Below are 25,157 nucleotides of genomic sequence, written 5' to 3'. Positions count from 1 at the left end.
TCCAGGACGGCCCTGGTGCCTTCGGGGACCTCGGGGGTCTCCGGCACCTCGGGTGAGGGCGCGAACCGCGCGCGGGGCACCCCCCGTCGTCGGTACCGAGCCGCCGACGCCGTTCGCGGGATGCGGGCACCGACTCGGGGGTAGAGTCACCCTCGGCACCGTTCGGGGGATCGACCGTCCCGCGATCAGGGGTGCGCGGAGGTGACGCGAGCCGACAGGGCCGCCGAGGCTCCTGCCGACCCCGGCCCCAATGTCGCGGAACGACCGCACATCCGTAGCTAGAGGCCCTGTTGTGTAGGACTTTCGGGACTTTCCTCTCTGTCACCGGGCTGTCGATTTGTGCTATCCGCGCAGTCCAGGCAGGCTTCCTCACATGGATGATGCGAAGAAGAGCCTGGACGACCTCGTTCGCGACGAACTCGGGGACGAGCCCTCCCAGGAGGCCAAGGACTACGCGCGCGAACTCTACGAGCGCTACCGGCTGCCCGCCACGGGCTCCGGTGTGAACACGGGCACCCCCACGGGAACGGCGGAGGAGTAGGACCACACGCGCCCCGACAGGTCGGCGCACCGGCCCCGACGCGGACCGACCCTCACCCGTGCGGGTCGGCCTCCCGGTCGTCGGCGTCCCACACCAGCTCGAACCACACCTGGCGGCCCCGGCCGTCATGGCGTGGTTCCGTCCCCCACTTCGCGGCGAGCGCCTCCACCAGATCCAGCCCCCGGCCGTGTTCGGCCGTGTCGTAGGGGTCCCGGTGCTGGGGGGCGGGCGCCTCCGTCGTGCTGCCGAGGTCGCGCACCTCGACCCGCGCCCACCCCGGCGCGTGCCGCACGCACACCTCGAACTTCCCGGTGGACCGGCCGGAGTCACTGTGCGTGATGGCGTTGGTGGCGAGCTCGCTGGTCAGCAGCGTCGCCGTGGTGACCTCGGGTGAGACGGCCAGCTGTCGCGCGACGAACCTGCGCGCGTAGGCGATCTGGCTGGGCAGGCCGGGAAAGCGCCGCCGCGCGGAACGGTCCTCGGCGGCGGTCTCGACGGGGGAGCTGCTGGTCTCTTCCATGGGACTGGCCGGGCGTTGGGGACGGTGGAGAGGGTCCGACACCGCCGGAAGCGTGTGCGCGGGTACTGGACGAGGGGCTGCGGTCTCACACAAGTGGGTTCACTCCCCGTTGGTGTGTGTTCGCGGGCAGGGCCGAACCGGCGCCTGGCCCTGGTCGCGTCCATGCCCGGAACGGGTCACGGCGCGGTAGGCGGACACGGGGCGACGCCCACGGGGCAGGGGGACACGGCTCGGTGCCGCTGGGGACGCGGCACGGGGACGGCTGCGTGCGAGCGAGAGGCCGTGCGGCTTCACACGGTTCGGTGGCGTGGCCGGGGGCGGGCCGTGGAGGATGGTCATGTGTGGGGGGTGTGCCCTACGACACTGAAGGGCCTGTTCGCGTTCAGCATACGCTCCGTGCCTCCTTGGCGACTCGGCCGACCTGGTTCGGACAGGGTAGCCCCCTCTGAGCTGCCCAAAGAGGGCGCCGGGTCGGTCGGTGGGCCCGTTCGGGGGTGGGACCGCGGTGGATCGGCGGCCCCCGGGGACGTTCAAGGGGCGATAACGATGTGGTGAAGACTTCCCGAATTTTCCTCCTTGCTCCGGTCTTGCGCGTGGTGTGGGTCACCCGACAGGCTGGACCGCATGGCCGCCCCCGCCCCCGCCCCTCTGCCCGTGGGCCTCGGTATCGAGATCGACCGCTCCGTCCGCCTCGCCGACGAGGGCCACGTCCTGGTCGGCGGTTCACCGCCGAGTGCCCTGCGACTGTCACCCGAGGGCGTCAGCGCGGTCATCCGCTGGCTCAGCGGCGCCGCGCCCGACAGCCCCGGTGAACGCGGGATCGCCCGCGCGCTGGTGGAGGTGGGGCTGGCCCACCCGCGCCCCTCGGCCCGCGTCCCCGTTCCCGAGGTGCGGGTCGTCGTGGTCGGAGGCGGTCGCCACGACGACCTGGAGTCCACGCTGGACCACCTCGGGAACGAACACCCGAACCTTCGTCCGCGGGTGGTGGGCACCACCTGTCTGGGCGCACGCGTGGCCCGGGCCCGGGGCCTGTCCGTGGTCCCGGGGCCGCTGACCGACGCCGAGGCCCTGGAAGCGGCGCTCGGGGCCGATGACACCCCGGTGGTGGCCCTGTTGGAGGCCGGGGCCCGGCCCGCTCCGGGCTGGCTCGCCGCCGCCCTCGGCCACTTCGCGGACCCCGCCGTCGCCGCGGTGGTCCCCAGGGTCCTGTCCGAACGCGTACTCAGCGGCCCCCTCGGGATGTCCGTCGCCTCCCTCGACGCGTCGGCGGCCGACCGGGGCCCCGACCCCGCGCGGATCGACGCCTTCGGTGCGGCCGAGGCGCACGCACCCCCGCCCGCGCTGCTCCTGCGCAGGGGCCCTGCCGCACCCGGTCCCGATCCGGGTCCGGCGACCGCCGTCGAGCTGCTGCGGCGCCTGTGCGAGCGGGGATGGTCGGTGCGGTACGAGCCCCGGTCGCGTGTGTACGTCCCACCGCGCACCCGGCTGGGCCCCTACCTGAGCTCCCGGTTCGAGGTGGGGGCCACGGTGGGCGCGCTGGCGCGCCAGCACGGCGGAAGGGGGAGCGGCCCCGAACTTCCCGTGTCCGGCGTGCTCGGTCTGGGCCTCGCGCTGTTGGGTCGGCCCGTGGCGGGCCTGGCGGTGTACGGGCTCGCGGCCATGGTCGTCGCCGAGCGGTTGGCCCGGGACACCGGGGTGCCGGTCCGGCACACACTGGGCCCCGTGGCGGCGGACCTCGCGCGGACCTCGGGGGAGGCGGCGCGGTTCGCCCGCACGACGCACTGGCCGCTGACCGCGGCGGTGGCCGTGGGCGGGGCGGCGCTCCGGTCCCGTCGGCGTTCGGCGGCGGCCGGGCGCGGGGGCGCGGTCGCGAAGACGGTGGCGCCGGGCCTCGGGGCGCTGGCCGCGGCCGCCGTGCTCACCGTTCCGCACCTGTTGTCGTGGCGGCGCCGCCACGGTGCGGCCCCGGTGGGGCCTCTGATGTGGACCGGCCTCGCGGTCGCCGGTGACGCGGCGCGCTCGTGCGGGACGTGGTGGGGTGCGGTGCGTTCTGGTTCGGCGGCCTCGTTGGTACCGCGTGTCCGACCACCGGTGTCGGCCGTCTCACTCGAATCCGTGCAGGTCGTGGAGGGTACGGACGGGCCCGTACGTAAGTCTCGCGCGGGTTTGGTACTTAGTCCCAGTTAACGACCGTTGCCCACGGTGACCAATCTTGGCCTCCAGGGGTGGGTGGCCCGAGTTTCCGATCGCGCGTTTCGTCACCCGGAGTGACGGATTTCGAGGATTGTTCCCGAGGTTGACGATGCGGGCGGGGTGGGATTGTTTCCCGGGTGTTGCGAGCGTTCCTCAAACGCGTGACGCGGTGTCGGGAGGGACTGCTTTCGGTAAACAACGTTGACGCGGCGGGGCGTGACTGCCTTCGTTTGCGCAGTTCACAGAGTTCTCGTAACGCAATGGAGTGATGTGGCTCCGTTGGGTGTCAATCTTGACAATTGCGCGAGAACTTGGTGCCCAAATCGCCACCGTTGTCCTTTCTTGATGCGTCGGTTACCGGCAAGTGTCTCATGACCCCTCAGAATCTTGACATTCCGGTCACTGAACGTGAACTGGAAGACCGTGTGTTTCGGCAGTCACTGGGGGTGATCCCCGCGGTGTCGGCAGAGCTTGAACGCTTACCCGGGCTAACCGACCGGAGCGTACGAACCCCGCCCTCCCCGCGTCACTCCCCGTGTTGGTCACCCGCAACCGATCTAGACAGATCAAGTGCCGGGCTCGGCTGTGAGGTTCGGAGATAGTTTTGGGCAAGTTCCTGGCCAGGCGGCTGCTGAACTACGTCGTGCTGATTCTGCTCGCGACGAGTTTCGCCTACGTGCTCGCCGCCACCAACCTGTATCCGCGCGGGTACTTCGAGCAGATGCAGCCGCCACCGTCCCCCGAGGCGGTCAACGCCCAGCTCGACGCGCTCAACCTCAACGACCAGACCCCGATCGCCCAGCGCTACGCGACCTGGATCTCCGGAGTCTTCACCGGCGACTTCGGCAAGACCATCCAGGGCGGCGACGTCGCCTCCCAGATGTGGATGAAGGCCGGGGTCACCCTGCGCCTCATCACGGTCGCCACCATTCTCGGAAGCGTCCTCGGCATCGTGGTCGGCGCCTACGCCGCCATCCGCCAGTACCGGAGCTTCGACAAGGCGGCCACCGCGGCCTCCTTCTTCGTGTTGTCCGTCCCCACCGTCGTCATCGCGATCGTGGTGCAGGTCGGCGCCGTGAGCATCAACGACCTCCTCGGCTTCCAGTTCCTGCGCTACTCCGGCGAGTACACGGCCGGCTTCAGCGGGGCGTGGTACGAACTCCTCCTCAACCGCGTCTACCACGCACTGCTACCGACCCTCGTGCTCACGATCGCGCTGTTCGCGGCCTTCGCCCGGTACCAGCGCAACATGATGCTCGACGTGCTCGGCGCCGATTTCGTGCGGACCGCCATGGCGAAGGGGCTCACCCGGCGCCGGGCCCTGTTCAAGCACGCCCTGCGCACGGCCCTCATCCCCACGATCACCTACTTCACCTTCACCTTCGGTGCCCTGGTGTCCGGCGCGACCTTCACCGAGAAGATCTACGGCTGGCACGGCATGGGCGCCTGGCTGATCGACTCCATCGCCCGACAGGACGTGCACGTCGTCGCGGCGGTCTCCTGGTTCATGGCGATCACGATCATGGCCGCGTCCTTCCTCTCCGACATCCTCTACGCCTGGCTCGACCCGAGAGTGCGGGTGTGACCATGACGCACACCCCCGCTCCCCGGGCCGGGGACCCCACCGCGCCCGGCACCACCACGAAACCTCCGCGTCCCGTCGCGTCCGCCCAGCTGGAGACCACGTCATGAGTACGACCGAAGACAGCACGCGCTCCCCGGAGGAGCGCGAGGTCAACGACGCCCCCGCGGTGCCCCCGGCACCCAACCGGGCCAGGGACATCGTCCGCCAGCTCCTCGGAACCCGGCGGGTCATCGTCGGACTCGTCCTGATCGGACTGCTGGCCGCCCTCGCCTTCCTCGGCCCGGTGATCAGCCAGTGGGGCGTCAGCGAACGCGACTTCACCGCGCGCCTCGAGGGCATCTCGCCCGACCACTGGTTCGGCACGAACCACACCGGCCAGGACATCTTCACGCGCTCCGCCGCCGGTCTCCAGAAGTCCCTGCTCATCGGCTTCCTCGTGGCCATCGGCTCCACGGTCATCGCCGCGCTGGTCGGCTCGTTCGCCGGTTACTTCGGCGGGTTCACCGACCGCGCCCTCATGTGGATCGCCGACCTCGCCCTGGTGCTGCCCAGCTTCGTCATCCTGGCGATCCTGTCCAGCCAGTTCGTCGGACAGGGCGGCTGGTTCATCCTGGTCATCCTGCTCGCCGCCTTCAGCTGGATGGTCACCTCCAAGATGGTGCGCGGACTGACCATCTCGCTGCGGGAGCGGGAGTACATCCACGCCGCCCGCTTCATGGGCGTGCCCCCCCACAAGATCATCCTGCGCCACATCCTGCCGAACATGTCGTCGCTGCTCATCGCCGACGCCACCATCATGGTCAGCACCGCGATCATCGGCGAGACCGCCCTGAGCTACTTCGGTCTGGGCGTCCAGTCACCCGACGTCAGCCTCGGCGTGGTCATCGCCGCCGGCGCTCCGTACGCCACCACCGCGCCCTGGGTCTTCGCGTTCCCGACGATCCTGCTGGTCGTCCTGGTCCTGGCCGTCAACATGATCGGGGACGGCCTGCGCGACGCCCTCGACCCGCATTCCAAGTCGCGTCGGTCCTAGGGGAGGGCACACACATGAGCACCAACACGGTCGAGGCCACCGAGGGCCGCACCGACGAACCGACGTCCGGGACCCCGGTCCTGGAGATCACCGACCTCAACGTCACCTTCCAGGGGCTCGGGGGCAACCCCGACGTCCACGCCGTACGCGGCGTCAGCTACGCCGTCCATCGGGGCGAGGTCCTCGGCATCGTGGGCGAGTCCGGCTCCGGAAAGTCCGTCTCCTCCATGGCCGCGATGGGCCTGCTGCCCGACCACGCCAAGGTCACCGGCTCCGTGCGCCTGCACGGGGAGGAGATCCTCGGCCTGGACGACCGCACCATGGCCAGGAAACGCGGCAAGGTCATCTCCATGGTCTTCCAGGACCCCCTGTCCGGGCTCACCCCCGTGTACACGGTCGGCGACCAGCTCGCCGAGGCCGTCCTGGTCCACGATCCCAAGGCGGGCAAGGCCAAGGCCAACGCCCGCGCCGTGGAGCTGCTCGAACTCGTCGGCATCCCCAACGCCGCGCAGCGCCACCGCTCGTTCCCGCACGAGTTCTCCGGCGGCATGCGCCAGCGGGTCATGATCGCCATGGCGATGGCCAACAACCCCGACGTGATCATCTGCGACGAGCCCACCACCGCCCTGGACGTCACCATCCAGGCGCAGATCCTCGACCTCCTGCGCACCGCGCAGGCCGAGACCGGCGCCGCGATCGTCATGATCACCCACGACCTCGGCGTCGTGGCGGGGTTCGTCGACCGGGTCCTGGTCATGTACGCGGGGCGCCCCGTGGAGATCGGCAGCGTCGACGAGATCTACTACCAGAGCCGCATGCCCTACACGATGGGTCTGCTGGGCGCGGTCCCCCGCATGGACCTGGAGCGCCAGGGCGCCCTGGTGCCCATCAAGGGCAACCCGCCCTCCCTGAGCGCCCTGCCGCCCGGCTGCCCGTTCGCCCCCCGCTGCCCCATCGCGCAGCCGGAGTGCGACCTCGCCGAGCCGGAGCTGCTCACCATTGGGGACCAACCCTCCACGGAGGAGATCCGGGACAGGGCGTCGGCCGCCGAGACGGGTGGGGACGCCTCCGACCAGCCCGTACCCGAGCCCGACTCGGTGCAGGACACCGGGGTGCGCAGGGTCGCCTGCATCCGCTCGGGGGAGATCCACACCAACGAGTGGACCGCCCGCGACATCTACCCGGTCCCCGACATCCCCGAGGCGGAGGCCACCTCCGTTCCCCGCGAGGACCGCACGGAGATGCTCCGGGTCGACGACCTCATCAAGCACCACCCGCTGATGAAGGGCGCCGTCTTCAAGCGCCGCGTCGGCACCGTGTACGCGGTCGACGGGGTGAGCTTCGACATCCGCGAGGGCGAGACCCTCGCCCTGGTCGGCGAGTCCGGTTGCGGCAAGTCCTCCACCCTCATGGAGATCATGGGGTTGGAGAAACCGCAGCGCGGCTCGGTCGAGGTCATGGGCCGGCCGACGGCCAAGCTCGGCAAGCGCGAACGGTTCGACCTGCGACGCGACATGCAGATCGTCTTCCAGGACCCGATGAGCTCCCTGGACCCGCGCATGCCGGTCTTCGACATCATCGCCGAACCCCTGCGCGCCCACGGCGTCCCCACGGCGGAGACCACCAGGCGGGTCTACGAGCTCATTCAGCTGGTCGGCCTCAACGTCGAGCACGCGACACGGTTCCCGTCCGAGTTCTCCGGCGGGCAGCGCCAGCGCATCGGTATCGCCCGGGCCCTGGCCCTGGAGCCGAAGCTGCTCGTACTCGACGAACCGGTGTCCGCCCTGGACGTCTCGATCCAGGCCGGCGTCGTCAACCTGCTCGAAGAGCTGCAGGCCAAGCTCGGCCTCGCCTACCTGTTCGTGGCGCACGACCTGTCCGTGGTCCGGCACATCGCCGACCGGGTCGCGGTCATGTACCTCGGCCGGATCGTGGAGATCGGCGACACCACGTCGATCTACACCCGGCCCGCCCACCCCTACACCCAGGCGCTGCTGTCCGCGATCCCCATCCCCGACCCCGAGAAGGAACGCGCACGCACGCACATCGTCTTGGACGGTGACCTGCCCAGCCCCGCCAACCCGCCTTCGGGTTGCAGGTTCCGGACCAGGTGCCAGAAGTTCATCACGCTCTCGGAGTCCGACCAGGAGCAGTGCATGAGCGTCGAACCGCTGATCCAGCCCACCAACGGTGGAGACCAGGGGGCCGCCTGTCACTTCGCGGAGCGACAGGACGTCCTCTGACGGACCCGCGGCCCGACACGGGCACGAGGCCAGCGCCGCCCCGCGCGCTGGCCGACACTCACAGAAGGAAGATCCCCATGCGAATCGGGAAGGCGCGGTACCTCGCACCCGCCGCCGCCGTGGTGCTGCTCGCCAGCGCCTGCGCGAGCGGTGACGGCGACAGCAACGAGGACGCCCAGGAGCGCGTCGCGGCACTGGCCGCCGAGGACCTGAACCCGGCGCCCCGCGAGGACCTACAGGAGGGCGGCACCTTCGTGTGGGCCCTCAACGAGTACGCCGAGCAGCACAACATGGCGCACACGAACGGCAACCTGGCCAACGTGCGCCGCACCGCCGCCGCGGTCCTGCCGCGCACGAGCCGTTTCGGCGCCGACGGCACCAACGAGCCGCTCACCGACTACGTCCTCGACTACGGCGTCAGCGACGACGGCCTCGAGGTCTACTACGAGCTCAACCCCGACGCGGTCTGGTCCGACGGTGAGCCCATCACCTCGGAGGACTACGAGGCCAACTGGATCACCCGCGCCGGTCAGCGCGACGGCGACTTCCAGGTCGGCTCCACCGTCGGTTACGACCGCGTCGACGAGTTCGTCATCGAGGACGACCTCAACTTCAGCCTGAAGTTCGAGGAGCCCTACTCCGAGTGGCCCGGTCTCTTCAGCCCCCTGTACCCCGCGGAGTACATGGAGGACGAGGAGCTGTTCGAGGAGGGGTACAGCAAGGCCTACCCGGTCACCGCGGGCCCCTTCGGCGACGTGGAGTTCGACGACGTCTCCGAGCGCATCACGGTCACGAAGAACGAGGACTGGTGGGGCACCCCGGCCCTGCTGGACGAGATCATCTTCGACTCCATGGGCAGCGACGCCCAGGCCCCGGCCTTCAACAACGGCGAGGTCGACGGCTTCTACCTCGGCTATGACGCCGCTGGCTACGAGCTGATCAAGGACCGTGAGGGCACCTACCTCACCGAGGCCGTCAACCACGGTCACCGGTTCATCTCGCTGAACGGCGGCAGCCCGCGCCTGGAGGACGTCCGCGTTCGTCGGGCGATCTCCCTCGGTATCGACACCGACGTCCTGTCCCAGGTCAGCCTGGAGGCGGTGAACTGGCCCATCACGGGTGAGGTCAACCGTCTGCTCCGCTCCAGCCAGTTCGGCTACCAGGACAACAGCGAGGGCTACGGCGAGTACGACCAGGCGACCGCCCAGGAGCTCCTGGACTCGGCCGGCTGGACCCTCGATGAGGGCGAGACCGTCCGCACCAACGAGGACGGCGACTCCCTGACCCTCGACTGGGTCGTCTCCGACGACCTCGCCGTCGCCCAGGACGAGGGTGACATCGCCAGCGAGATGCTCGCCGAGATCGGCGTCGAGGTCGTGGTCCAGCAGGTCCCCGGCAACGCGCTCTTCCCCGAGTACGTCATCCCCGGCAACTACGAGATGGCCAGCTACGTCCTCACCGGCACCGACCCGTACGCGGGCGGCAGCAAGGGCAACTACGGCATGCCCAACGCGGACGGCGAGTGGGGCAACAACCTCGCCCGCACCTCCAGCGAGGAGATCGACGAGAAGTTCGACGAGCTCATGTCGGAGACCGACCCCGAGCGCTACGCCGAGCTGGCCAACGAGATCGACCGCCTTCTGTGGGAGGAGGTCGTGACCATCCCGATGTTCGAGCGTCCGGGTCTGTGGGCCCTGAACGAGGACCTGCACAACTGGGGTGAGTTCGGCCTGGCCTCGGACTACGTGTACGAGGACATCGGCTGGGCCAAGAAGGAGGACTAGTCGTCACACCCGCACGAGCACGGTGAGTGTTCGCGAAACGTGACAGTGAGGGCGTCGGCCCCCTTCGGAGGGGGTCGGCGCCCTCGCGCGTATCCGGAACCGGCCCCGGAGCGCACGGCCGGTGTGTCCGGTGTCTCCCGCCGCCTGAGAGAATCGGTGGAGCCCGACACCTCCCCCCGCCCCGCTCGTTGGAAAGTTCCCGATGCGACCCCACCCTCTCGCCGCCGCATGCCTGGCGGTCCTGTTGTGCGTGGCCCTCTCCTCCTGCTCGCGTCAGGAGGAGGACACGGACGACACCGCCGAACCCCCCGTCGGCGCCGCCCTGGATACCGACACCGGTGAGGCCGACGAGTCCAGCGCGCCGCCGGACAGCGACGACGCATGGCCCTTCGGCGCCCCCGTCGGCTGGGCGGGCCAGCCCATGGCGGCCGCCCCCGCCGACGAGGAGGAGACGGAGGGGGACAGCGGTGACGAGGACACCGGCGACACCGACGCCGACGAGGACACCGGCGACGAGGCCGACGCCGACCCCGCCGAGGACGCCCCGGACGCGTATCCGGGCGTGACCGGAGGGGCGGCGGGCGAGACGGTGACCGCTGCCGACGCCGACCAGCTCGCGGAGTACCTGGAGGCCGAGGAACCCCTGGTCGTGGAGGTGGAGGGCGAGATCGACCTCGACGGCAGCGTACGGGTCGCCTCGGACAAGACCCTCCTGGGCGTGGGGGAGGGCGTCGAGCTCACCGGCGGCGGCCTGGTCGTGGACGGCTCCGACAACGTCATCCTGGCCAACCTGGGCATGGACTCCCCGGGCTCCGCGGTCGCGGTCCGGGGCGGCTCCCACCACGTGTGGGTCGACGGTTCCACCTTCTCCGGCGGCGGTGACCACGCCCTGGTCACCGTGGCCGAAGGCGCCGACCACGTCACCCTCTCCTGGAACCACTTCACGGACGCCGAGTCCGCGATCACCGTCGGGGGAGAGGACGACGCGCCAGGAGCGCTGCGCGTGACCGTGCACCACAACTTCTTCGACGGCACCTCCGAGAGCCATCCCAGCGCCCTCAACGCCGAACACGTCCACGTGTTCAACAACTACTTCCGCGCCGTCTCCGAGTACGGCGTACGAACCTCCTTCGGCTCCCAGGTGCTGGTCGAGGGAAACTACTTCGAGAACACCCCGGTCTCGGTGTCCACCGGGTCCGACGAGCCGGGCTACGCGGTCACCCGCGACAACCTGCTGGTCGACTCGGCCCAGCCCGAGCCGCGCGGCACCGTGCCCGACCCTCCCTACGCCTACGAGCTCGACGACACCGTCAACGTTCCGGAACTGGTGATGAGCGGGGCCGGAACCGACTGACCGCTCCGTCCGGGCGGCCGGGACCGACACGGACTCACGGGTCCACGGGGTGGAAGTCGTAGGTCTCACCGAACCCGTTCAGCGCGGTGTACGCGAGTCTTCGGGGATGTCCGGACTCGTCCAGCCAGAGGTCGAACCGGGCCTCGGGGACCTCGATCAGGACGTTGCGGCCGGTCCCGGGCAGGTAGTCGCCCGCGACCGTCGCGAAGGTCCCCGCGTACCGGTAGGCGGTGTGGGTACTGGCCCCCACCTCCCGCGTGCTCTCGGGAAGCCGGACCTCCTCCGTTCCCAGCAGCTCCACCCCGGTCGCGGTGTCCACCAGGTCTCCCAGGAGGCCCAGGACGAACTCCTCCGAGCACAGCCGCTGGTCGGCCCTGGTGGGCAGGTCCAGCACGGTCATCCCGGGCAGCCCCTGGTCGGCGTTGATCATGAAACCGGTGCCCGGCAGATCGTAGCGGTAGACCCGCACGCCGTCGGCGGACTCGAAGTAGTGCTCGAACGTGGTGTCGGAGGCGGGCTCGTGCCGGGCCCACCCCCGGACGGGCTCCTCGCCCCCGACGGTCCGCGTGTAACTGACGTGGAACGCGGGGGCGTTCCGCACCTCCCTGACCGCCAGTTCGAGGAACACCTCCGGGTCCGAGGGGTCGGCGTCGACGGCGCGCATCACCGAGGACTCCGGTCCGCCCGGGTCGGTCGCGGAGGGCGCGGCGGCATCCTCGTCCAGCGTCAGCCGGGCCACGCCCCAGCCGCTGGCGACCGTGGCCAGACACGCCAGGGCCACAAGCAGGCTCAACAGCCAGTCGGCACGCCCGGGGGCGGTGTCCTCCGGCTCCTGCTCCGTGGACGGCAACGACGTCGACACTGACAACGCCTCGATTCTGCGGCTCGGTGATGGGTGGTACCGCCTACGCGGAGTACGACGCCGTAACGCACCGCTCTGTTCGGGGGCGGGCGAACATCATCGCCCGCACCGACGACGAACGGGCCTCGTCCACCTCGGTGCCGCCGGGGCGCCGCCCGCCCGTGGCCGTACCGGGCGGCCCGCGGAACCTACCCCAGGCGCGGGGGACGGCGCTCGACACCGTGAACCGCCCGCCAGACCCGGGCGGTCCGTTCGGGCGACGCCGACCAGCCCCCTTCGGTGAGCGCCGCCACCAGCTCGCGCAGGAACGCCGCCGGACGGGCGCACAGGTCGTGCACACCGATCAGGATCACGGTCCACCCCTCCGCCCGCATCGCCCCGTGCCGGAACCGGTCGCGGGCGCGGTCGGCGGGAAGCGAGTGGTGGGCCGCGCTGTCGTACTCCACCGCCACCCGGTAGGCGGGCCACCCCAGGTCGGCCCTGAAGTCACCCTCGACAGTGGGGACCGGGCACTGCGGCAGCGGCCGGGGCAGGCCCGCCTGGTCCAGCAACACACGGGTCCAGCTCTCGGCGGGGGACTGGCTGCGCCCGTCCGCCAGACCCAGTGCCCGCCTCAGCGTGCCCCGGGAGGCCCGAGGGTGAGACAACGCGGCCGCGCGCAACCGTTCGGCGGTGGTGACCCGCAGCGCGAGGAAGCGGTCCAGCGCGGCGGTGGCGGCGTACAGCGACACGGACAGCGCGGCCACGTCCAGGGCCGTCCGCGCCCGTGCCGTCACCCGCACCCCCCGAACCCGCTCGCGCTCGGCCTCGGGCACGTACTGACGGTGCGCCACGACCCCGGCGCGGGCGGCGCCCGCGACTCCCGGGGGCAGCGCCACGTGCAGCCGCTCCCGGGTCACGGAGGTGCCGCGCGGGTGCAGGTCCACGCCCCAGACGTAGGCCGCCGTTCGGCCGAAGGCCACCGCGTCCGGCGACAGTCCCGCCAGGACCGGGCGCAGGGTGCGTAACAGGAGGTCGTGGTCGGGGAGGGGGCCGGACAGCGGCGAGCTCCGCGCTGGCGGGGGCTGCGGGCGGGCCCCGCGCGGCCGGGGAGCGGCACGTGGGAGCGGGAAGAGCGGAGAAGGACCAGAGGGAGCGCGTCGGTCTCGCGTCATACGTCCAGGTTCGGCGGCCGGAGCGCGTCGGACAAGCCCCGGACGCGACCTGTGGACAACCCCTCGGCCCGGACGTCTTCCGTGGTCACCGGAACGGCGGCGGACCCGCCGACAGGTGGATGTGGTCCACGTGGTCCAGGGTCGGGTCGTCGAAGAACCTGTTGGCCGGCCGCCTGACCTCCATCCACCGCCCCGGGAGGTCCTTGCTGGGACTCCAGATGTGGTGGTCGTAGATGATGCCCTTGACGTTGAGGTCCCCGGCGTTCGCGATCAGGAAGTCGATCACCTCGATGGCGGTCGCGTCCATCTCCGGGGTCGGCGTTCCCCCCGGTTCGGCCATCATGTAGTCGACCGCCTCGCCGTACCCGTGGTCGCTGCCGCTCTCGTCCCGGTAGCCGCCCGCACTGAGGTAGAACCCGGGAAACTCGCGGTTGAGCGCCTCGTGCGCGGCGCACATCTGGGGGTGCAGCCCGCCCAGGGAACCGCAGTCGGTGATCGCGCCGCCGCCGAAGACGGAGTTCGGGTCGAACCGGTAGCGGCCCTCCTGGTCGACGAGGTGCACGTCGAAGAGGGCCGAGGCCTGGCCCTGGTCGGTGACGGCCCGGCCGTCGCACACCAGACCGTCGTCGTCCCGCCCGCAGTCCGCGGACAGGTCGATGATCGCGATCGCCGCCGCCGTGCCCCGGAAGGACGCGTCGGAGTCCTCCTCACCGTCGCACACCACGTCGTTCCAGGCGCGGGTACCGTCCTCCGACAGCTCCTTCTGGCAGAGGGCGCCGCGCACCTCCACCCGGACGATGTTGCCGAAGCGGCCCATGACGTTGTCGCTGGCCCGGATGTCGGTGAGCACGGCGCCGTTGTCGCGCGCGTAGGTCCGGGCCCGGGACTCGGCGACCTCCTCGTCGTACCTGGGCATGGGGTGCACGCCGTCGGCGAGCTCACGGGCCGCCTGGTCCCGCAACCCCGCCACGGCAGCGAGCACGGCGGCGTCGGCCGCGGTCTGCGCCCGCGAGCGCAGGTCGTTGGCGGCACCCACGCGGACGAACAGCACGGTGAGGGCGAGCAGGCCCAGAGTCATGCCGAAGAGCAGGAGGACGTTGGCCTGTCCGTCGTCGCGGCGTCCCAGGAGACGGTGTCGGCGTACCGGGGAGGAGGGGGGCCTTCGCATGGTGTCCCGGGGGTTCGGTCTCCGAGAGGAGGACGGGTGGACGCACGGGGACGGCGGGGTGGCACGCCTTCTGCCGCACGCACACCCCTGTCCGGCGCAGCTTAGCCCGCCCGGGCGGGGCGGGTAAAGGCGGCGGCCGGGGCCTGTGGACGACCACCGCCGTCACCGCAGGTGACGGCCTCGGTACGCCCGGGTCCGGACATGGTCCCCGCTGGAACGGGCGCCGCCGCGCGCGGCGACGCCGGCACTCGGCGGGTTCCGGGCGCTACACCAGCGTCGTCCAGTAGCTCCAGAAGGCCTGGGCGATCGCGCTCGCGATCACCACGCCCCACACGGTGAGCACCACCGTGTGGTTGCGGGCCAGCACCCCCAGGGGCGCACGCAGCGCGATCGGCACGGGAAGGTGCCCCGAGCGGAGGTTGTGGAGCGTGACGTACCAGAAGACCGGGATCATCACCGCCCACACCACCATGCAGTACGGGCACAACGCTCCGATCCGGTACAGGCTCTGGAAGATCAGCCAGTGCACGAAGACCACGCCGAACACCGTCCCCGCCTGCAGGCCCAGCCAGAACCACCGCCGGAAACCCGGGTCCGCCTCCCAACCGGAGCCCGCGCGGGCGAGCAGGGCGGCCCCGACGGCCGCGACGACGGCGAAGCACGCCACCCCGACGAGCGGGTTGGGCACCCCGAACACCTCGGCCTGCGGTGTCGTCATCACCGTCCCGCAGGACAGCACCGGGTTGAAACTGCACGCGGGCACGTGCTCGGGGTCGGCCAGAACACGGATCTTCTCCACCAGGAGCGCGCCCGCCGCGACCAGGCCCACCAGCCCGCCGACCAGGAGCAACCACGGCAGGGCCCGGCTGATGACCGGAGTGTCGGCCCCGGGCAGCGGGCGAGGGGCGTCGGGCGCCGCGCCGCGCACGGACGCGGACCTCACCCCAGCTCCGAGTCGATCATCGCGGACAGGACCTCGGAGCTCGGCATGCTGGGAGCGAGGCGGCCGTTGACGAAGATCGTCGGGGTGCCCTGCACACCGAGCAGTAGTCCGTCGTCGAAGTCCGCCTGGACCCGCTCCTCGGTCTCCTCGGACTCCATGGTCGCGACGAACTCGTCCATGTCGAGGCCGAGGTCCTCGGCGAAGCCCACGAACACCTCGCTCTGGTCCTGCCTGGACTCGCCCCACTCACCCTGGGTCTCGAACATCCGCTGGTACATCTCCTCCAGGGCGTCCTGCTGGGCGGCCGCCTCCACGGCGGCGGCGGACGGCCTGGAGTTGAGGTGCCCGGGCAGCGGGAAGTAGCGGATCACCATGTTGATCCGGCCGTCGTAGTCCTCGCGGATCTGCTCCATGGTGTCGTACTGGGCGAAGCAGGCCTCGCACTCGAAGTCGAGGAACTCCACCACCGTGACGGCCGCGTCCTCGACCCGGTCGAGATGGCGGCTGTCCTCCCGCACGAGCACACTGGCGGGGGCGGTGGGCTGTTCCTCCGGCGAGGCGCCGGGGGCGGTCGGTCCGGCGGCTCCCTGAGCCGCCCCGGTCCCGTCGTCGCGGTCCAGGTAGACGAGCAGGCCGATGCCGAGGACGGCGACGCAGAGGAGACAGAGGGTGATGATCAGGTTCTTGCTCATTGAGGGTTCCCGTGGTCCGTTGAGAATGAGGGCACGCGTGTGAGCCCCCGCGCGGGGAGGGGCTCTTCGGTACTCCTAGACCCGCTGGACGCAGAGGAGGGTGAGCAGACGGCAGCCGTGCGGCGCCGCGGGACCCTCGCGGGCGCGGCGCCGGGAGGGCCCGATCTGGGGCATCACGGGCACGCACAGGACCAGGGCCGACCCGAGGGCGAGCAGTGGCGGCGCGGTCAGCAGCCCGCGCTCGTCCGGGGTGGGGCAGGCGTGCGAGAGTGCGGGCTCCTCGGGGGAACCGGAGGCCACCGACCACTCCACGGCGACCCCGCCCCGGCCCTCGCCGGACGGACCGGCCCCCGGGTAGCACAGGGCGCACAGGAAGCACAGCACGACCACGGCCACCAGGGGCACCACCAGGGTGCCCCACCGCCGTGTCACGCCGTGTGCGTTCATGAGGGGAACTGTAGCGGTGTGTGCGCGGATGTCGAGGCCGGGGTGCGTGACCCGCCGGTGCCCCGCGCGTACCCCGTCGACGATCTCAGTGGACGCGTCGGCTGACGGCCTCCACCACGTGCACGTCGGCGACGGTGATCCTGAGGTCACCCGAGTCCAGGGGCGAGACGGTCACCGAGCGCACGTAGGCACCTCGGCTCCACCGGCGGGCGGTCAGGGCCGGAACGGCCTTGGCGCCCAGTTTCGCGAGGGCACCCGCCGGCCCCGCCTTCAACCTCACCTGCCACGAGGTCCGCCGCACCGGCGCTCCCCGGTGGTCATCGTGCTCCAACAGCGGAAGCACCCCCACGAGCCGCCCCTCCCGCCGACCCGGGTGGGCGGGCAGGGCCTCCAACGGGTACCGCTGGCCCGCACCGCCTCCCCGCACGACCTCCAGCGCGAAGCTCGTGTCCTCGGGCACCGCACCGCCGAGGAACACCTCGAACGTCAACTGGTCGCCGTGACGGCCCATCGGCCGCACCCGGGCCCGTTCCACCGGCAGCGACGGTGCCAGCGGCGCCGTCAGCAACCCCAACCGGTCGTTGACCGTGTAGTACGGGCGTACCCGGCTGCCGACGCCCCGGGCCGGGCGCACCCGTTGCGGCGCGTACTCGATGATCTTCTTGTAACCGACCACCCCGGACAGGTGTCGGCCCACCGTGTACTCGGTGCCGTCCGACAGGACCACCCGCATCTCCCACTTCTCGGAGTCGCCCTCACGCCCCCGCACCACCAGCTCCGGGGAGATCACGGCCGTGAACGCGCCTCCCGCCGCGACCGCGGAGGGGAACTCTCGACGGGTCTGCGGAGAGGTCCGCAGCCGCACCACGAGCCGGGCGCGCGCGTCGGGCACCCGCCGCCCCAGAACCCGGCCCTGCACGGTGATCAGCCCGTCCGCGACCTCCACGTGGGAGATCTCGGCGTGGTGCGCGGAACGGCGCACGTGCAGCACGAGACGGCCCTTGGCGGACCGGGCCGGGATGACCAGCGACAGCTCCCCGGTCCGCTCGGGCGCCAGCGGGAAGCCGTGCTGGTGGATCTCCACGTCCCGCACGGCCTCCTCCGCGCCGTCGTCCACGCGGGACACCCGCCAGACTCCGGTGACCAGGCCGCCGGGGTGTCCGTCGACGTCGGAGGACTCCTCACCCGTGCGGGAGGCGTCCACCACCACGTGGCCGTCGGAGTCCGGGACCAGTTCGACCCTGCGCCCCGGCTTCGAAAGGACCACGAGCTGCGGGACCCGCCCGCCCGCCCTGCCGGGAGTCTGCTCCGCCGGGCCGAACGAGAGCACCGTCACCCCGTCGGGGCCGACCGCCGCCCGGCAGGAGACCGGCGGCTCCGTCCGGGGCGCGGGCAGGACGGGAACCGCCGGGGACGGAGCGCCCATCCCCGCGAGGTCGAAGAACAGCTCCTCGTGCAGACGCACCACGTTGGCCGGATCGAAGCGCTCGGAGTCGGTCAGCGCCGCCCGCGACATGCGCAGTCGCAGAGCCTCGTCGCCCATGAGCCGGGCCAGGCCCTCGGCGATCCCCGGCGCCGACTTGTTAGGCACCAGCAGACCGTCCTCGTGGTCCCGGATGATCGACGCGGGACCGTGCGGGCAGTTGGTGCTCACCACCGGCAAGCCCGACCGCATGGCCTCCACGATGGTCATCCCGAAGGGCTCCTCGCTGGAGGTCACCGCCGCGAACGCTCCCTGGGCCCACGCCTCCTCGACCCTCGGATGCGGCCCCATCAACCAGACGCGGTCCTGGAGCCCCAGGGAACCCACCAGCCTGCCGAGCGCTCCGCGTCGGCTCCCCCGACCGTAGATCCGCAGCGTCCAGTCGGGGAACTCCTCACTGACCATCGAGAACGCCTGTACGAGGAGGTCGTGGCGTTTGCTGGGGGCCAGCCTGCCCGCGGCGACGATCGTGCGCGTGTTGTGCCCGTTCACGGTGAAGGGGGGCGCGGGCACCGAGTTGGGGATGGAGAGCAGCCGTACCCCGGGCAGGGGCATCCGCGCCGCGTAGGTGCGCGCGTCGGCCTCCGTGACAGTGACGAACGCGTCCAGGTTGGGGTACTCGGCCGCCATGACCCGGCGCAGCTCGTCCGAGTGCTGCTCGTACGTGAGGTGCTCCTGGCCGACCTTGATGATCCGGCCGGGGGCGGCCCGCGCGATCACCACGTTCAGCCCGGGACGGGTTCCTACCACCACGTCGGCGTCGGTGGTCGCCAGGTACTCCCGCAGGCGGTCGTCGGTCAGGCGGCTGTGGGTACTCGCACGGCCGTCCTCCACGGGGAAGAGCAGCGGGGGGAGCCCGGCCCGTTCCGACCCCTCGTACAGCGGGCGACCGTCCACTCCGGCCGCCTGATCGTCGTGTCCGCGCACGTCCACCAGCGGGCGCAGCCTCACACGCGCCGGGACGGGCAGGACGGGCTCGGCACGGTGCCGGAACACCGAGACGATCTCGACCTCGTGCCGGGCGGACAACGCGGCCGCCTGGTTGGCGACCGTGCGCACGGTACCGCCGATGCCGTACATGTCGTTGATCAGATAGGCGATCCTCATCGCGCCCCCAGTCCTCGGAACCGCTCGCGCGGCATGCACGAGGCGGCTCCGACCCCCGTTGTCCGCACCGATCCGTGCCCCGCCCCGGGGCGGGGACCGAGGGATCAGGCTATGGGCGATATGGGGCCAAAGGTCCGCATCTGCCCCGTGATGTCCAAAGGTTTGCCGCCCCCTGTGGGTGCTTTGCGGCGGGCGGCGCTGCGCGAACGCGAGGGCGGACGCCCCGGCGTGGAGGGGTCCGCTCCCCCGCCCCCCGGTGGGGGGAGCCCGGTGCGAGGGCGGGGGAGCGGTGGGGGGAGACAGCGTGGTCGGGGCCCAAGGAATCCTGGACCGCGGCCGACACGGGTGCTTGGAGACCCTCCAGGCCCAAGCACCCCGGCCACGGAACCCGACTCGCCGAGGCGGGGCCCGCCCCCCGCGTCGGTGCCGTCTCCTGGTCTGTGTCCGCCCGTCTCCGCAGGGACGGACCATGCGAACGCCCTGATGCCCGACGGCTCACCGGCGGTGCGCTCCGCGCGTGCGTCTGTTCGGATTCCAAGGCGTGATCCCTGACGAGGTGGGGGAACTCGTACTGCTACGTGGGGTCCCCAGCACGTAGGGGGCACTCGAGCTGGACCGTGAACGGATGCCTGCCCCCAGCGGATGAACGCTGTTTCGACCGAACAACGCCAGGTGGTTGACCCACCTACGACGTCTCGCCGGGAGCAACGCAACGTTGCTTGTGAAGGACACTCTGCCGGATATCCGGACCAAAATCGTGCGCTGAGGGCGACTTCCCGTGGCCGAATCCGGCCACCGTGGGGAAACACCAGGTCGCACACGGTGAGAGAATTCGAGCCCCCGGCCCGCCGCGCCTAGTAGGTACCGGTGCTCTGCCAGTACCGCCAGGCCGCGCACGGGGTGCCGTACGTGGCCTGGATGTAGGACAGTCCCCAGCCGATCTGCGCCGACGCGCTGCCGTCGAACCCCGAGGGCAGGGCACCGTGCTGGGCCGGGTTGAACCCGACGATCCCCCGCGCCCCCGTCGTCGGGTCCACCATGCCCGCGTCCCAGGAGGACAGCGCGCTCCAGAAACCGTCCAGGCAGGTCCACTCCTGGTCGGTCCAGTTGTAGGGGTCGGCGGCGGCCGCCTGCATACCGAGGTTCTTGTTGTCACTCGTGTCCGAGCCGCCCGACCCCCACTCGAACTGCTCCGGTTCGTCCGGACGGTCCTCGTCCACCCAGGTGCGGTCGCCGCACCCCGGACCGTTGACCAGGCACACCATCTGCCGGACGCCGTCGTTGAAGCTCGTGCTCACCTCAGAGGCGTAGACGGTCGTGATCATCAGCGCGGCGAGCAGGAGCGCGGCTCCGGTCTCCACGAACGCCGCCCCGCCGTCCTCCCGGCCCGCCGACCACGGTCGCGCCCGCCGATGGGGCCGCGCCCGCGGCTCCGACATCCGGGGCGGCCGGTCGCGTCCGTCCGAACGGTTGGGAGGGCGGGTGGAGGAAGGCCGTCGCGTGTCCCCGAGTTCGGGGGGCTGAGGGGTGGTCAACTCCGCCTCCGGAAGAGTCCAGGAGTGAAAGTGGGGGCGTTTTCAGGATAGGGGAACGTCCTCGATCGGGTCGAACCCCGGGATCTCCAGGTCAACGGATTCGACGTCCTCGGGAACGGAGAACATCGACCAGTAGACGACCTTCTCCCCCGGCCTCAGGAAGTTCTTGCTGTCCATGGAGTTGTTTCCCGAGCAGAGGCAGTCCCCGGCGCTGTCCATCACGGGGTGAAATCTCGTTCCCTCATTCGAGGAAAGGATGGTGACCCCCGAGTAGGCCATACGGTTGCTGTACATGTAGGTGGTTCCCTGGGGCCAGTCGAAATCGACCTCGGAACTGCCCTGGTTCTCCACGCTCCAGGTCAAGGAGAGAAGGTTCCCGGATGCGTTTCTCTCCGCCGCGTGGGCCTCCGCGGTCAGGCCGGAGCTGATCGAGTCGGTGGATTCCGCCGTCCCCAGGGATTCGAGGTCGGTCTGCGGTACGGGCGCGGCGAGAACGCTCGACGCCGCCCCGAACGGGAGCAGCAGCGCAAGGGACGCCGCCCAGGTCCCTCGGAGTCTCAGGTTCATTGTGCGGCCCTACTTCTCGAAGGTGACACTGACTCGGCGGTTGCGCTCCCGACCCTCTTCGGTCGTGTTGTCGGCGATGGGGTCGGCGGAGCCGTGACCCTCGACCTCGAACGTGACTCCCTCACGGGTGATGAGGTCGTTCAACGTGGCCTCCACGCTTTCCGCCCGCTCCTTGGACAGCGGAGTGTTGACGGAGTCGCTGCCGGTGTTGTCCGCGTGTCCGTCGACGGAGATGACGGAAGAGCTCGCGTCGTCGATTTCCTGGGCCACCTGCTCCAGGATCTCCTGGGCCTCGTCGCTGAGATCGGAGCTCCCGGTCTCGAAGAGGACGTCGGAGGAAAGGATGATGCTCACCTCGTCCCCGCTCTCCGAACGGCCCGTCTGGTCCTCGTCCACGCTGTCGGAAAGCATGGTCAGGTCGAGGACCCGGGGTTCGGCGAGGTCGTTGGTGTCGACGGACTCCGCAACCTCGGTGATCGGGATGTCGAACATGGGAGGTGTCAGGGGAGTGGTGACCGTCATCCTGTCGAGTTCTCCACCGTCTCCCGGGTAGATCACCCACAGGTCCTGCGTCGTACCGCTCTCGACCGCTCCGCTCAGCGCTCCACAGAAACAGCTTCCGTCACTGAGCTCCTGACTCAAGTACCGTTTCTGGTTCGCGTCGTCGATGAGGGAGATGGCGCTCCCAGTATTGCGTTCGGTGCCCTCAGCCAGCCCAACTCCGACATCGAAACTGGTGTCAGAGGTGTTGGTGATGCTGACTCGGAGTCTGAGTAGGCCGTTCTGAAGCCTCTCCAGGGCGGTGACCTCGACGAGGAGTTCTGGGCCGACTTCCGTGGAGGTGGACGACGAGCTGGCGAGCGCGTCGGGAGCGCCGGAGCCGGGGCCGGGACCAGATCCGGGGGCAGGTGACCCTGTCGAAACGGGCGGGCTGCCGTCAGGGTTTCCCGGTTCTTCCGAACCGACGACACAGCCGGTCGCGCTGAGGAGGATGAGAGTACTGGCGAATCCTGCCCAAGATACTCGGTTCCCCAGAGGAGGTCTCTCGGTTCTCGGGGGCAATGTCTTCCCGTTCCTCTGTCCGCTGGTCGACATGTTCCGTTTTACGCTCCGCGTTGGTCGTGGCCCTGCGGTCCTCGTCTATTCCGACCGGAAAATCCGATCAATAGCGGACGTCATTCCGTTGACGATGCGATTCTCGAGGCCGGAGGTCATGATGACCCCTGCCACGAGAGCCACGAAGACGATGATGGCGCCGTATTCGATGAACCCTGCGCCCCTGTCGCTCTTGCGGTACGCGATGGGCAGGCTCAGCGTGATGAGGGTCGCCCACAGTCGGTGCAAGCTGTGCATGGGATCTTCTCCTCGAAGGGCCGCGGGGTTGTGTGCCGCTGCCTGGATCTGCCTCCGGTGCCCGGAGTGTTGGCTCACCGGGGTCCGGGGGGTGGGGCCTCAGAGGCTACAAAACCCCACTATGTGACACGCGGTCAGGTGCATCCCCTGAGATTGGCCGGATGTGGCCAAGCGAATTTCGGCTCTGGAGATCATGGGTTGGGTGAGAAGTGCTAGGGGGAGCGGCGTTCAAGGGCGCGGTGCCACTCGTGCCCGAATGATCGCACATGGTGTCCGGGTTCCTCGAGACATGGTGTGTCTGTGCAGGGGGCGCGGGTGCGTTCCGCGAAGGGGGCTGCTGGAAGGTGACCGCCCAGGCCGGAGGTGTGTCGGGTCGATGGTATTGAATTGTCCCGTTCCCGCCTCCTCGTCCCCTCGGGGTCGCCCCCGCCCCAGCTGAGGATTCTTCCGGTCGGCCCCCTCGGGTCGGCCTCCCAGAAAGGCCCGAATCTTGGACGCCATGGTGCTGATTCCCCTGTTGGGGGCCCTGTCTGGCCTGGCCGTCGGCGCGTATCCGCTGGTCAAGGTCTTCACCGCGCACCGATCCATCACTGCCGCGATCTCGGCGGTCCCCGTGCCCCGGGTGCGGCAGCGGCCGCAGGACCTCACTCCCTCGGAGCTCGCCGGTCTCGTGGGCGGTGCGACCCGGGTCGGGGAGGTCGCACTCATGGACCTGTTCCTGTCGGGTCGTATCCGGCGTCAGGCCAGGGGAGGGTTCTTCACCCTGGTCGGCCCGTCGAACGCCTATGTCACTGAGAAGGACCAGGTCCGCAGGGACATCGTCAAGGCGTTCAAGAACCGGACCGGTCTGACCGCACGCGGGATCATCCGGACCGCCACCTTCAGCCGGGGGGTCGACCGGGTGCGCGAGCGGCTGGCCGAACGGCGCCTGATCGCCCATTCGGGGGAGCTCACCAAGACGCTGGCCGACTTCCATGACGGGGGGTGGATCGCCCAGCGGCTGTCCTTCGTGGGGTCGGGACTGGTGGTCGGGGGCCTGGTCCTGGTGGGTGTGCGGGAACCGGACGGGTGGTCCGTCGCGCTGGTGGTGCTCGGCGTCGTCCTCTCCGTGGTGAACGGTCTGGCCGTCGCGTTGTACCTGGCCCGAGGAGGGCGGAACGCCTCCACCAGGACCCCGGCGGGGCGGGAGCTGGTCGGGGAGGCGGAGGTGGACTTCGCGGTCAGTGGCGCCCGGGGGCGGTCGATGGAGCGCGAGGTGGCCCTGCGGTACATGGCCGTGGTCGGACTCGGGCGTATGGGGCGGGAGGCCGGGCCGAGGCGTCGCGAGCGCGTCGGCGGTGGTGACGACTCGGTGCGGGTGGTGACCGACACCGGGTCGGTCCGGGTTGTCCAGGAGAGTCGTCACCGGGTGGGGGAGCAGACCCCGCAGACGCGGGAGGGCCTCGAACTCGACTGGGGGAGCCTGTGCGAGATCGCGGAGCTGTGCTCGGTGGGCGGGGACAGCGGTGGTTCCGGCGGTTCGGGTTCGGGTTCGGGCGGAGGCGGTTCCTCCGGTGGTGACGGTGGTTACGGCGACTCCTGGGATGGAGGGGGGAGCGACTCCGGCGGTGGCGGTGACAGCGGCGGCGGGGGCGGCGACTGACGGCCGGCGGCCGGTTCCCGCCCCTGGAAGGGCGCCCGGGCTGTGCTTCCGCGACCGCGTAACCTGCGAACGGATTGACCTCTCGGAACCGGGGAACCGAAGAGTGAACCGGTGGAGCGCGTGGGGCGCGTAAGTAGGAGGGGGCGGGTAGGGGTCGGGGGCCCGGCGATGCGCCGTGCGCATGGTGTTCCGCTCGGCGGTGAGCGGGAGCGGCGGAGCTGCGAGGGTGGTGAGGGCGTGTGGGGCCGTGCTCCTCGATCCGGGCCGGTGGCGATCCGACCGGCTCCGCTCCCCGCCCCGGGCGTCCCGGGCCCCGACCGAATCCTGTCCCAACCCAACCGAGGAGATTCCCATGGCTGCGGAACCGGAGGCGGGGGAGTGGTTCCTCCGCTACTTCGCGCCCGAGGAGCTGGACCGGCTCGAGCAGTTCCCGGTACGGATTCCCACCGGTCACGAGTTCGGCCTGCTGGGCCTGCTCGGCGCCTGGCACACCCATGTGCGCAGGCTCCGGGAGGACCTCGACCTGTCGGACACCGACCCCTCCGCCTGTGGCGTCCACGACCTGGTCACGGCGCTGGTCCTGCGTGACTTCGTCGACCGGGGCATCGCGACGCTGGGTACGGAGCACACCGCGAGTGTGGACGCGGCCCTGGCCGACGCGGACGAGCGGTTCCGACGCCTCACGGAGGAGGACGGCACCGAGCGGCTGGCGCTGGCCGAACCCGAGGTGGAGGGCAGGGTCGCGGAGAACTGGTGGTGGAGACGCATCCCCCTCAGCGGGCCGGCTCGTAGGGAGCTGGACCGTGTGGCCCTTCGTGAGCAGGAGGGCCGGTCGGGCGGACGCTAGTCGGCGCGACGAAAGGGACCTGCGGCGGAGTCGGGTTCGGGAGGTCGGTCGGCCCTGGTTCCGAGCCGGGTACAAGTGTGGGGCGGGGCCTTGGGCCCCGCCCC

21 protein-coding genes are annotated in these 25,157 nt (G+C 70.7%); 9 read left to right on the top strand and 12 right to left on the bottom strand.

What is annotated here, in order from left to right; genetic code table 11:
- Positions 1-373: 373 nt before the first annotated feature.
- A complete protein-coding gene (locus ABZ635_RS24675; RefSeq protein ID WP_357769282.1) occupies positions 374-541 on the top strand; it encodes a hypothetical protein in 168 nt (55 codons plus the stop codon).
- A 52-nt stretch (positions 542-593) separates the two neighbouring features.
- On the opposite strand, the gene ABZ635_RS24670 is transcribed toward ABZ635_RS24675, so the two are convergent.
- A complete protein-coding gene (locus ABZ635_RS24670) occupies positions 594-1,061 on the bottom strand; it encodes an ATP-binding protein (RefSeq protein ID WP_357769280.1) in 468 nt (155 codons plus the stop codon).
- 624 nt (positions 1,062-1,685) lie between these two features.
- Between ABZ635_RS24670 and ABZ635_RS24665 the strand changes: the two genes are divergently transcribed.
- From ABZ635_RS24665 to ABZ635_RS24640, 6 genes are all read left to right on the top strand, one after another.
- Positions 1,686-3,248, top strand: a complete 1,563-nt coding sequence (locus ABZ635_RS24665) for a family 2 glycosyl transferase (protein ID WP_357769278.1) — start codon at positions 1,686-1,688, stop codon at positions 3,246-3,248.
- A 610-nt stretch (positions 3,249-3,858) separates the two neighbouring features.
- On the top strand, positions 3,859-4,839 hold the full coding sequence (locus ABZ635_RS24660) for an ABC transporter permease (protein WP_357769277.1): 981 nt from the start codon (positions 3,859-3,861) through the stop codon (positions 4,837-4,839).
- Positions 4,840-4,942: 103 nt separating this feature from the next.
- Complete coding sequence (locus ABZ635_RS24655; protein WP_357769276.1) at positions 4,943-5,872, top strand: ABC transporter permease; 930 nt, start codon at positions 4,943-4,945, stop codon at positions 5,870-5,872.
- A gap of 14 nt (positions 5,873-5,886) precedes the next feature.
- Positions 5,887-8,115, top strand: coding sequence for an ABC transporter ATP-binding protein (locus tag ABZ635_RS24650; protein WP_357769275.1), 2,229 nt, complete (start codon positions 5,887-5,889; stop codon positions 8,113-8,115).
- A gap of 77 nt (positions 8,116-8,192) precedes the next feature.
- Positions 8,193-9,899, top strand: coding sequence for an ABC transporter family substrate-binding protein (locus ABZ635_RS24645; protein WP_357769273.1), 1,707 nt, complete (start codon positions 8,193-8,195; stop codon positions 9,897-9,899).
- Positions 9,900-10,101: 202 nt separating this feature from the next.
- Positions 10,102-11,253 (top strand): right-handed parallel beta-helix repeat-containing protein, encoded by a 1,152-nt coding sequence (locus tag ABZ635_RS24640; protein ID WP_357769272.1) that lies wholly within the window; start codon positions 10,102-10,104, stop codon positions 11,251-11,253.
- A gap of 34 nt (positions 11,254-11,287) precedes the next feature.
- Here the strand turns inward: ABZ635_RS24640 and ABZ635_RS24635 are convergent, their stop codons facing one another.
- From ABZ635_RS24635 to ABZ635_RS24585, 11 genes are all read right to left on the bottom strand, one after another.
- Entirely contained in the window at positions 11,288-12,115 is an 828-nt protein-coding gene (locus ABZ635_RS24635) for a hypothetical protein (protein ID WP_357769284.1), read from the bottom strand.
- Positions 12,116-12,303: 188 nt separating this feature from the next.
- Positions 12,304-13,269, bottom strand: a complete 966-nt coding sequence (locus ABZ635_RS24630) for a hypothetical protein (protein WP_357769270.1) — start codon at positions 13,267-13,269, stop codon at positions 12,304-12,306.
- Between the two features lie 85 nt (positions 13,270-13,354).
- Entirely contained in the window at positions 13,355-14,437 is a 1,083-nt protein-coding gene (locus tag ABZ635_RS24625) for a pilus assembly protein TadG-related protein (RefSeq protein WP_357769268.1), read from the bottom strand.
- A 265-nt stretch (positions 14,438-14,702) separates the two neighbouring features.
- Positions 14,703-15,380 (bottom strand): vitamin K epoxide reductase family protein, encoded by a 678-nt coding sequence (locus tag ABZ635_RS24620; RefSeq protein ID WP_357769266.1) that lies wholly within the window; start codon positions 15,378-15,380, stop codon positions 14,703-14,705.
- On the bottom strand, positions 15,377-16,072 hold the full coding sequence (locus ABZ635_RS24615; RefSeq protein WP_357769264.1) for a thioredoxin domain-containing protein: 696 nt from the start codon (positions 16,070-16,072) through the stop codon (positions 15,377-15,379). The genes ABZ635_RS24620 and ABZ635_RS24615 overlap by 4 nt, the downstream gene beginning before the upstream one ends.
- Positions 16,073-16,147: 75 nt before the next feature.
- Positions 16,148-16,519: a hypothetical protein gene (locus ABZ635_RS24610; RefSeq protein ID WP_357769263.1), complete on the bottom strand. Its 372-nt coding sequence runs from the start codon at positions 16,517-16,519 to the stop codon at positions 16,148-16,150.
- Positions 16,520-16,604: 85 nt separating this feature from the next.
- Positions 16,605-19,109 (bottom strand): glycosyltransferase family 4 protein, encoded by a 2,505-nt coding sequence (locus tag ABZ635_RS24605; protein WP_357769261.1) that lies wholly within the window; start codon positions 19,107-19,109, stop codon positions 16,605-16,607.
- An 854-nt stretch (positions 19,110-19,963) separates the two neighbouring features.
- Positions 19,964-20,470, bottom strand: coding sequence for a hypothetical protein (locus ABZ635_RS24600; RefSeq protein ID WP_357769259.1), 507 nt, complete (start codon positions 20,468-20,470; stop codon positions 19,964-19,966).
- A 216-nt stretch (positions 20,471-20,686) separates the two neighbouring features.
- The gene (locus ABZ635_RS24595; RefSeq protein ID WP_357769257.1) at positions 20,687-21,211 is read right to left on the bottom strand and encodes a hypothetical protein; all 525 of its coding nucleotides are present in this window, start codon (positions 21,209-21,211) and stop codon (positions 20,687-20,689) included.
- 9 nt (positions 21,212-21,220) lie between these two features.
- On the bottom strand, positions 21,221-22,306 hold the full coding sequence (locus ABZ635_RS24590) for an OmpA family protein (protein ID WP_357769255.1): 1,086 nt from the start codon (positions 22,304-22,306) through the stop codon (positions 21,221-21,223).
- A 45-nt stretch (positions 22,307-22,351) separates the two neighbouring features.
- A complete protein-coding gene (locus ABZ635_RS24585; RefSeq protein WP_357769253.1) occupies positions 22,352-22,564 on the bottom strand; it encodes a hypothetical protein in 213 nt (70 codons plus the stop codon).
- A gap of 499 nt (positions 22,565-23,063) precedes the next feature.
- Here ABZ635_RS24585 and ABZ635_RS24580 point away from each other — a divergent pair, with 499 nt between their 5' ends.
- A complete protein-coding gene (locus tag ABZ635_RS24580; RefSeq protein ID WP_357769252.1) occupies positions 23,064-24,206 on the top strand; it encodes a TIGR04222 domain-containing membrane protein in 1,143 nt (380 codons plus the stop codon).
- A gap of 352 nt (positions 24,207-24,558) precedes the next feature.
- The gene (locus tag ABZ635_RS24575) at positions 24,559-25,053 is read left to right on the top strand and encodes a hypothetical protein (RefSeq protein ID WP_357769250.1); all 495 of its coding nucleotides are present in this window, start codon (positions 24,559-24,561) and stop codon (positions 25,051-25,053) included.
- The last annotated feature ends 104 nt before the right edge of the window (positions 25,054-25,157 follow it).

The sequence above is a fragment of the Nocardiopsis sp. NPDC007018 genome, assembly GCF_040635075.1.
Lineage (GTDB): Bacteria > Actinomycetota > Actinomycetes > Streptosporangiales > Streptosporangiaceae > Nocardiopsis.
The sequence above is the reverse complement of the archived record's forward strand: the minus strand, read 5'-3'. Positions and strand labels throughout refer to the sequence as shown.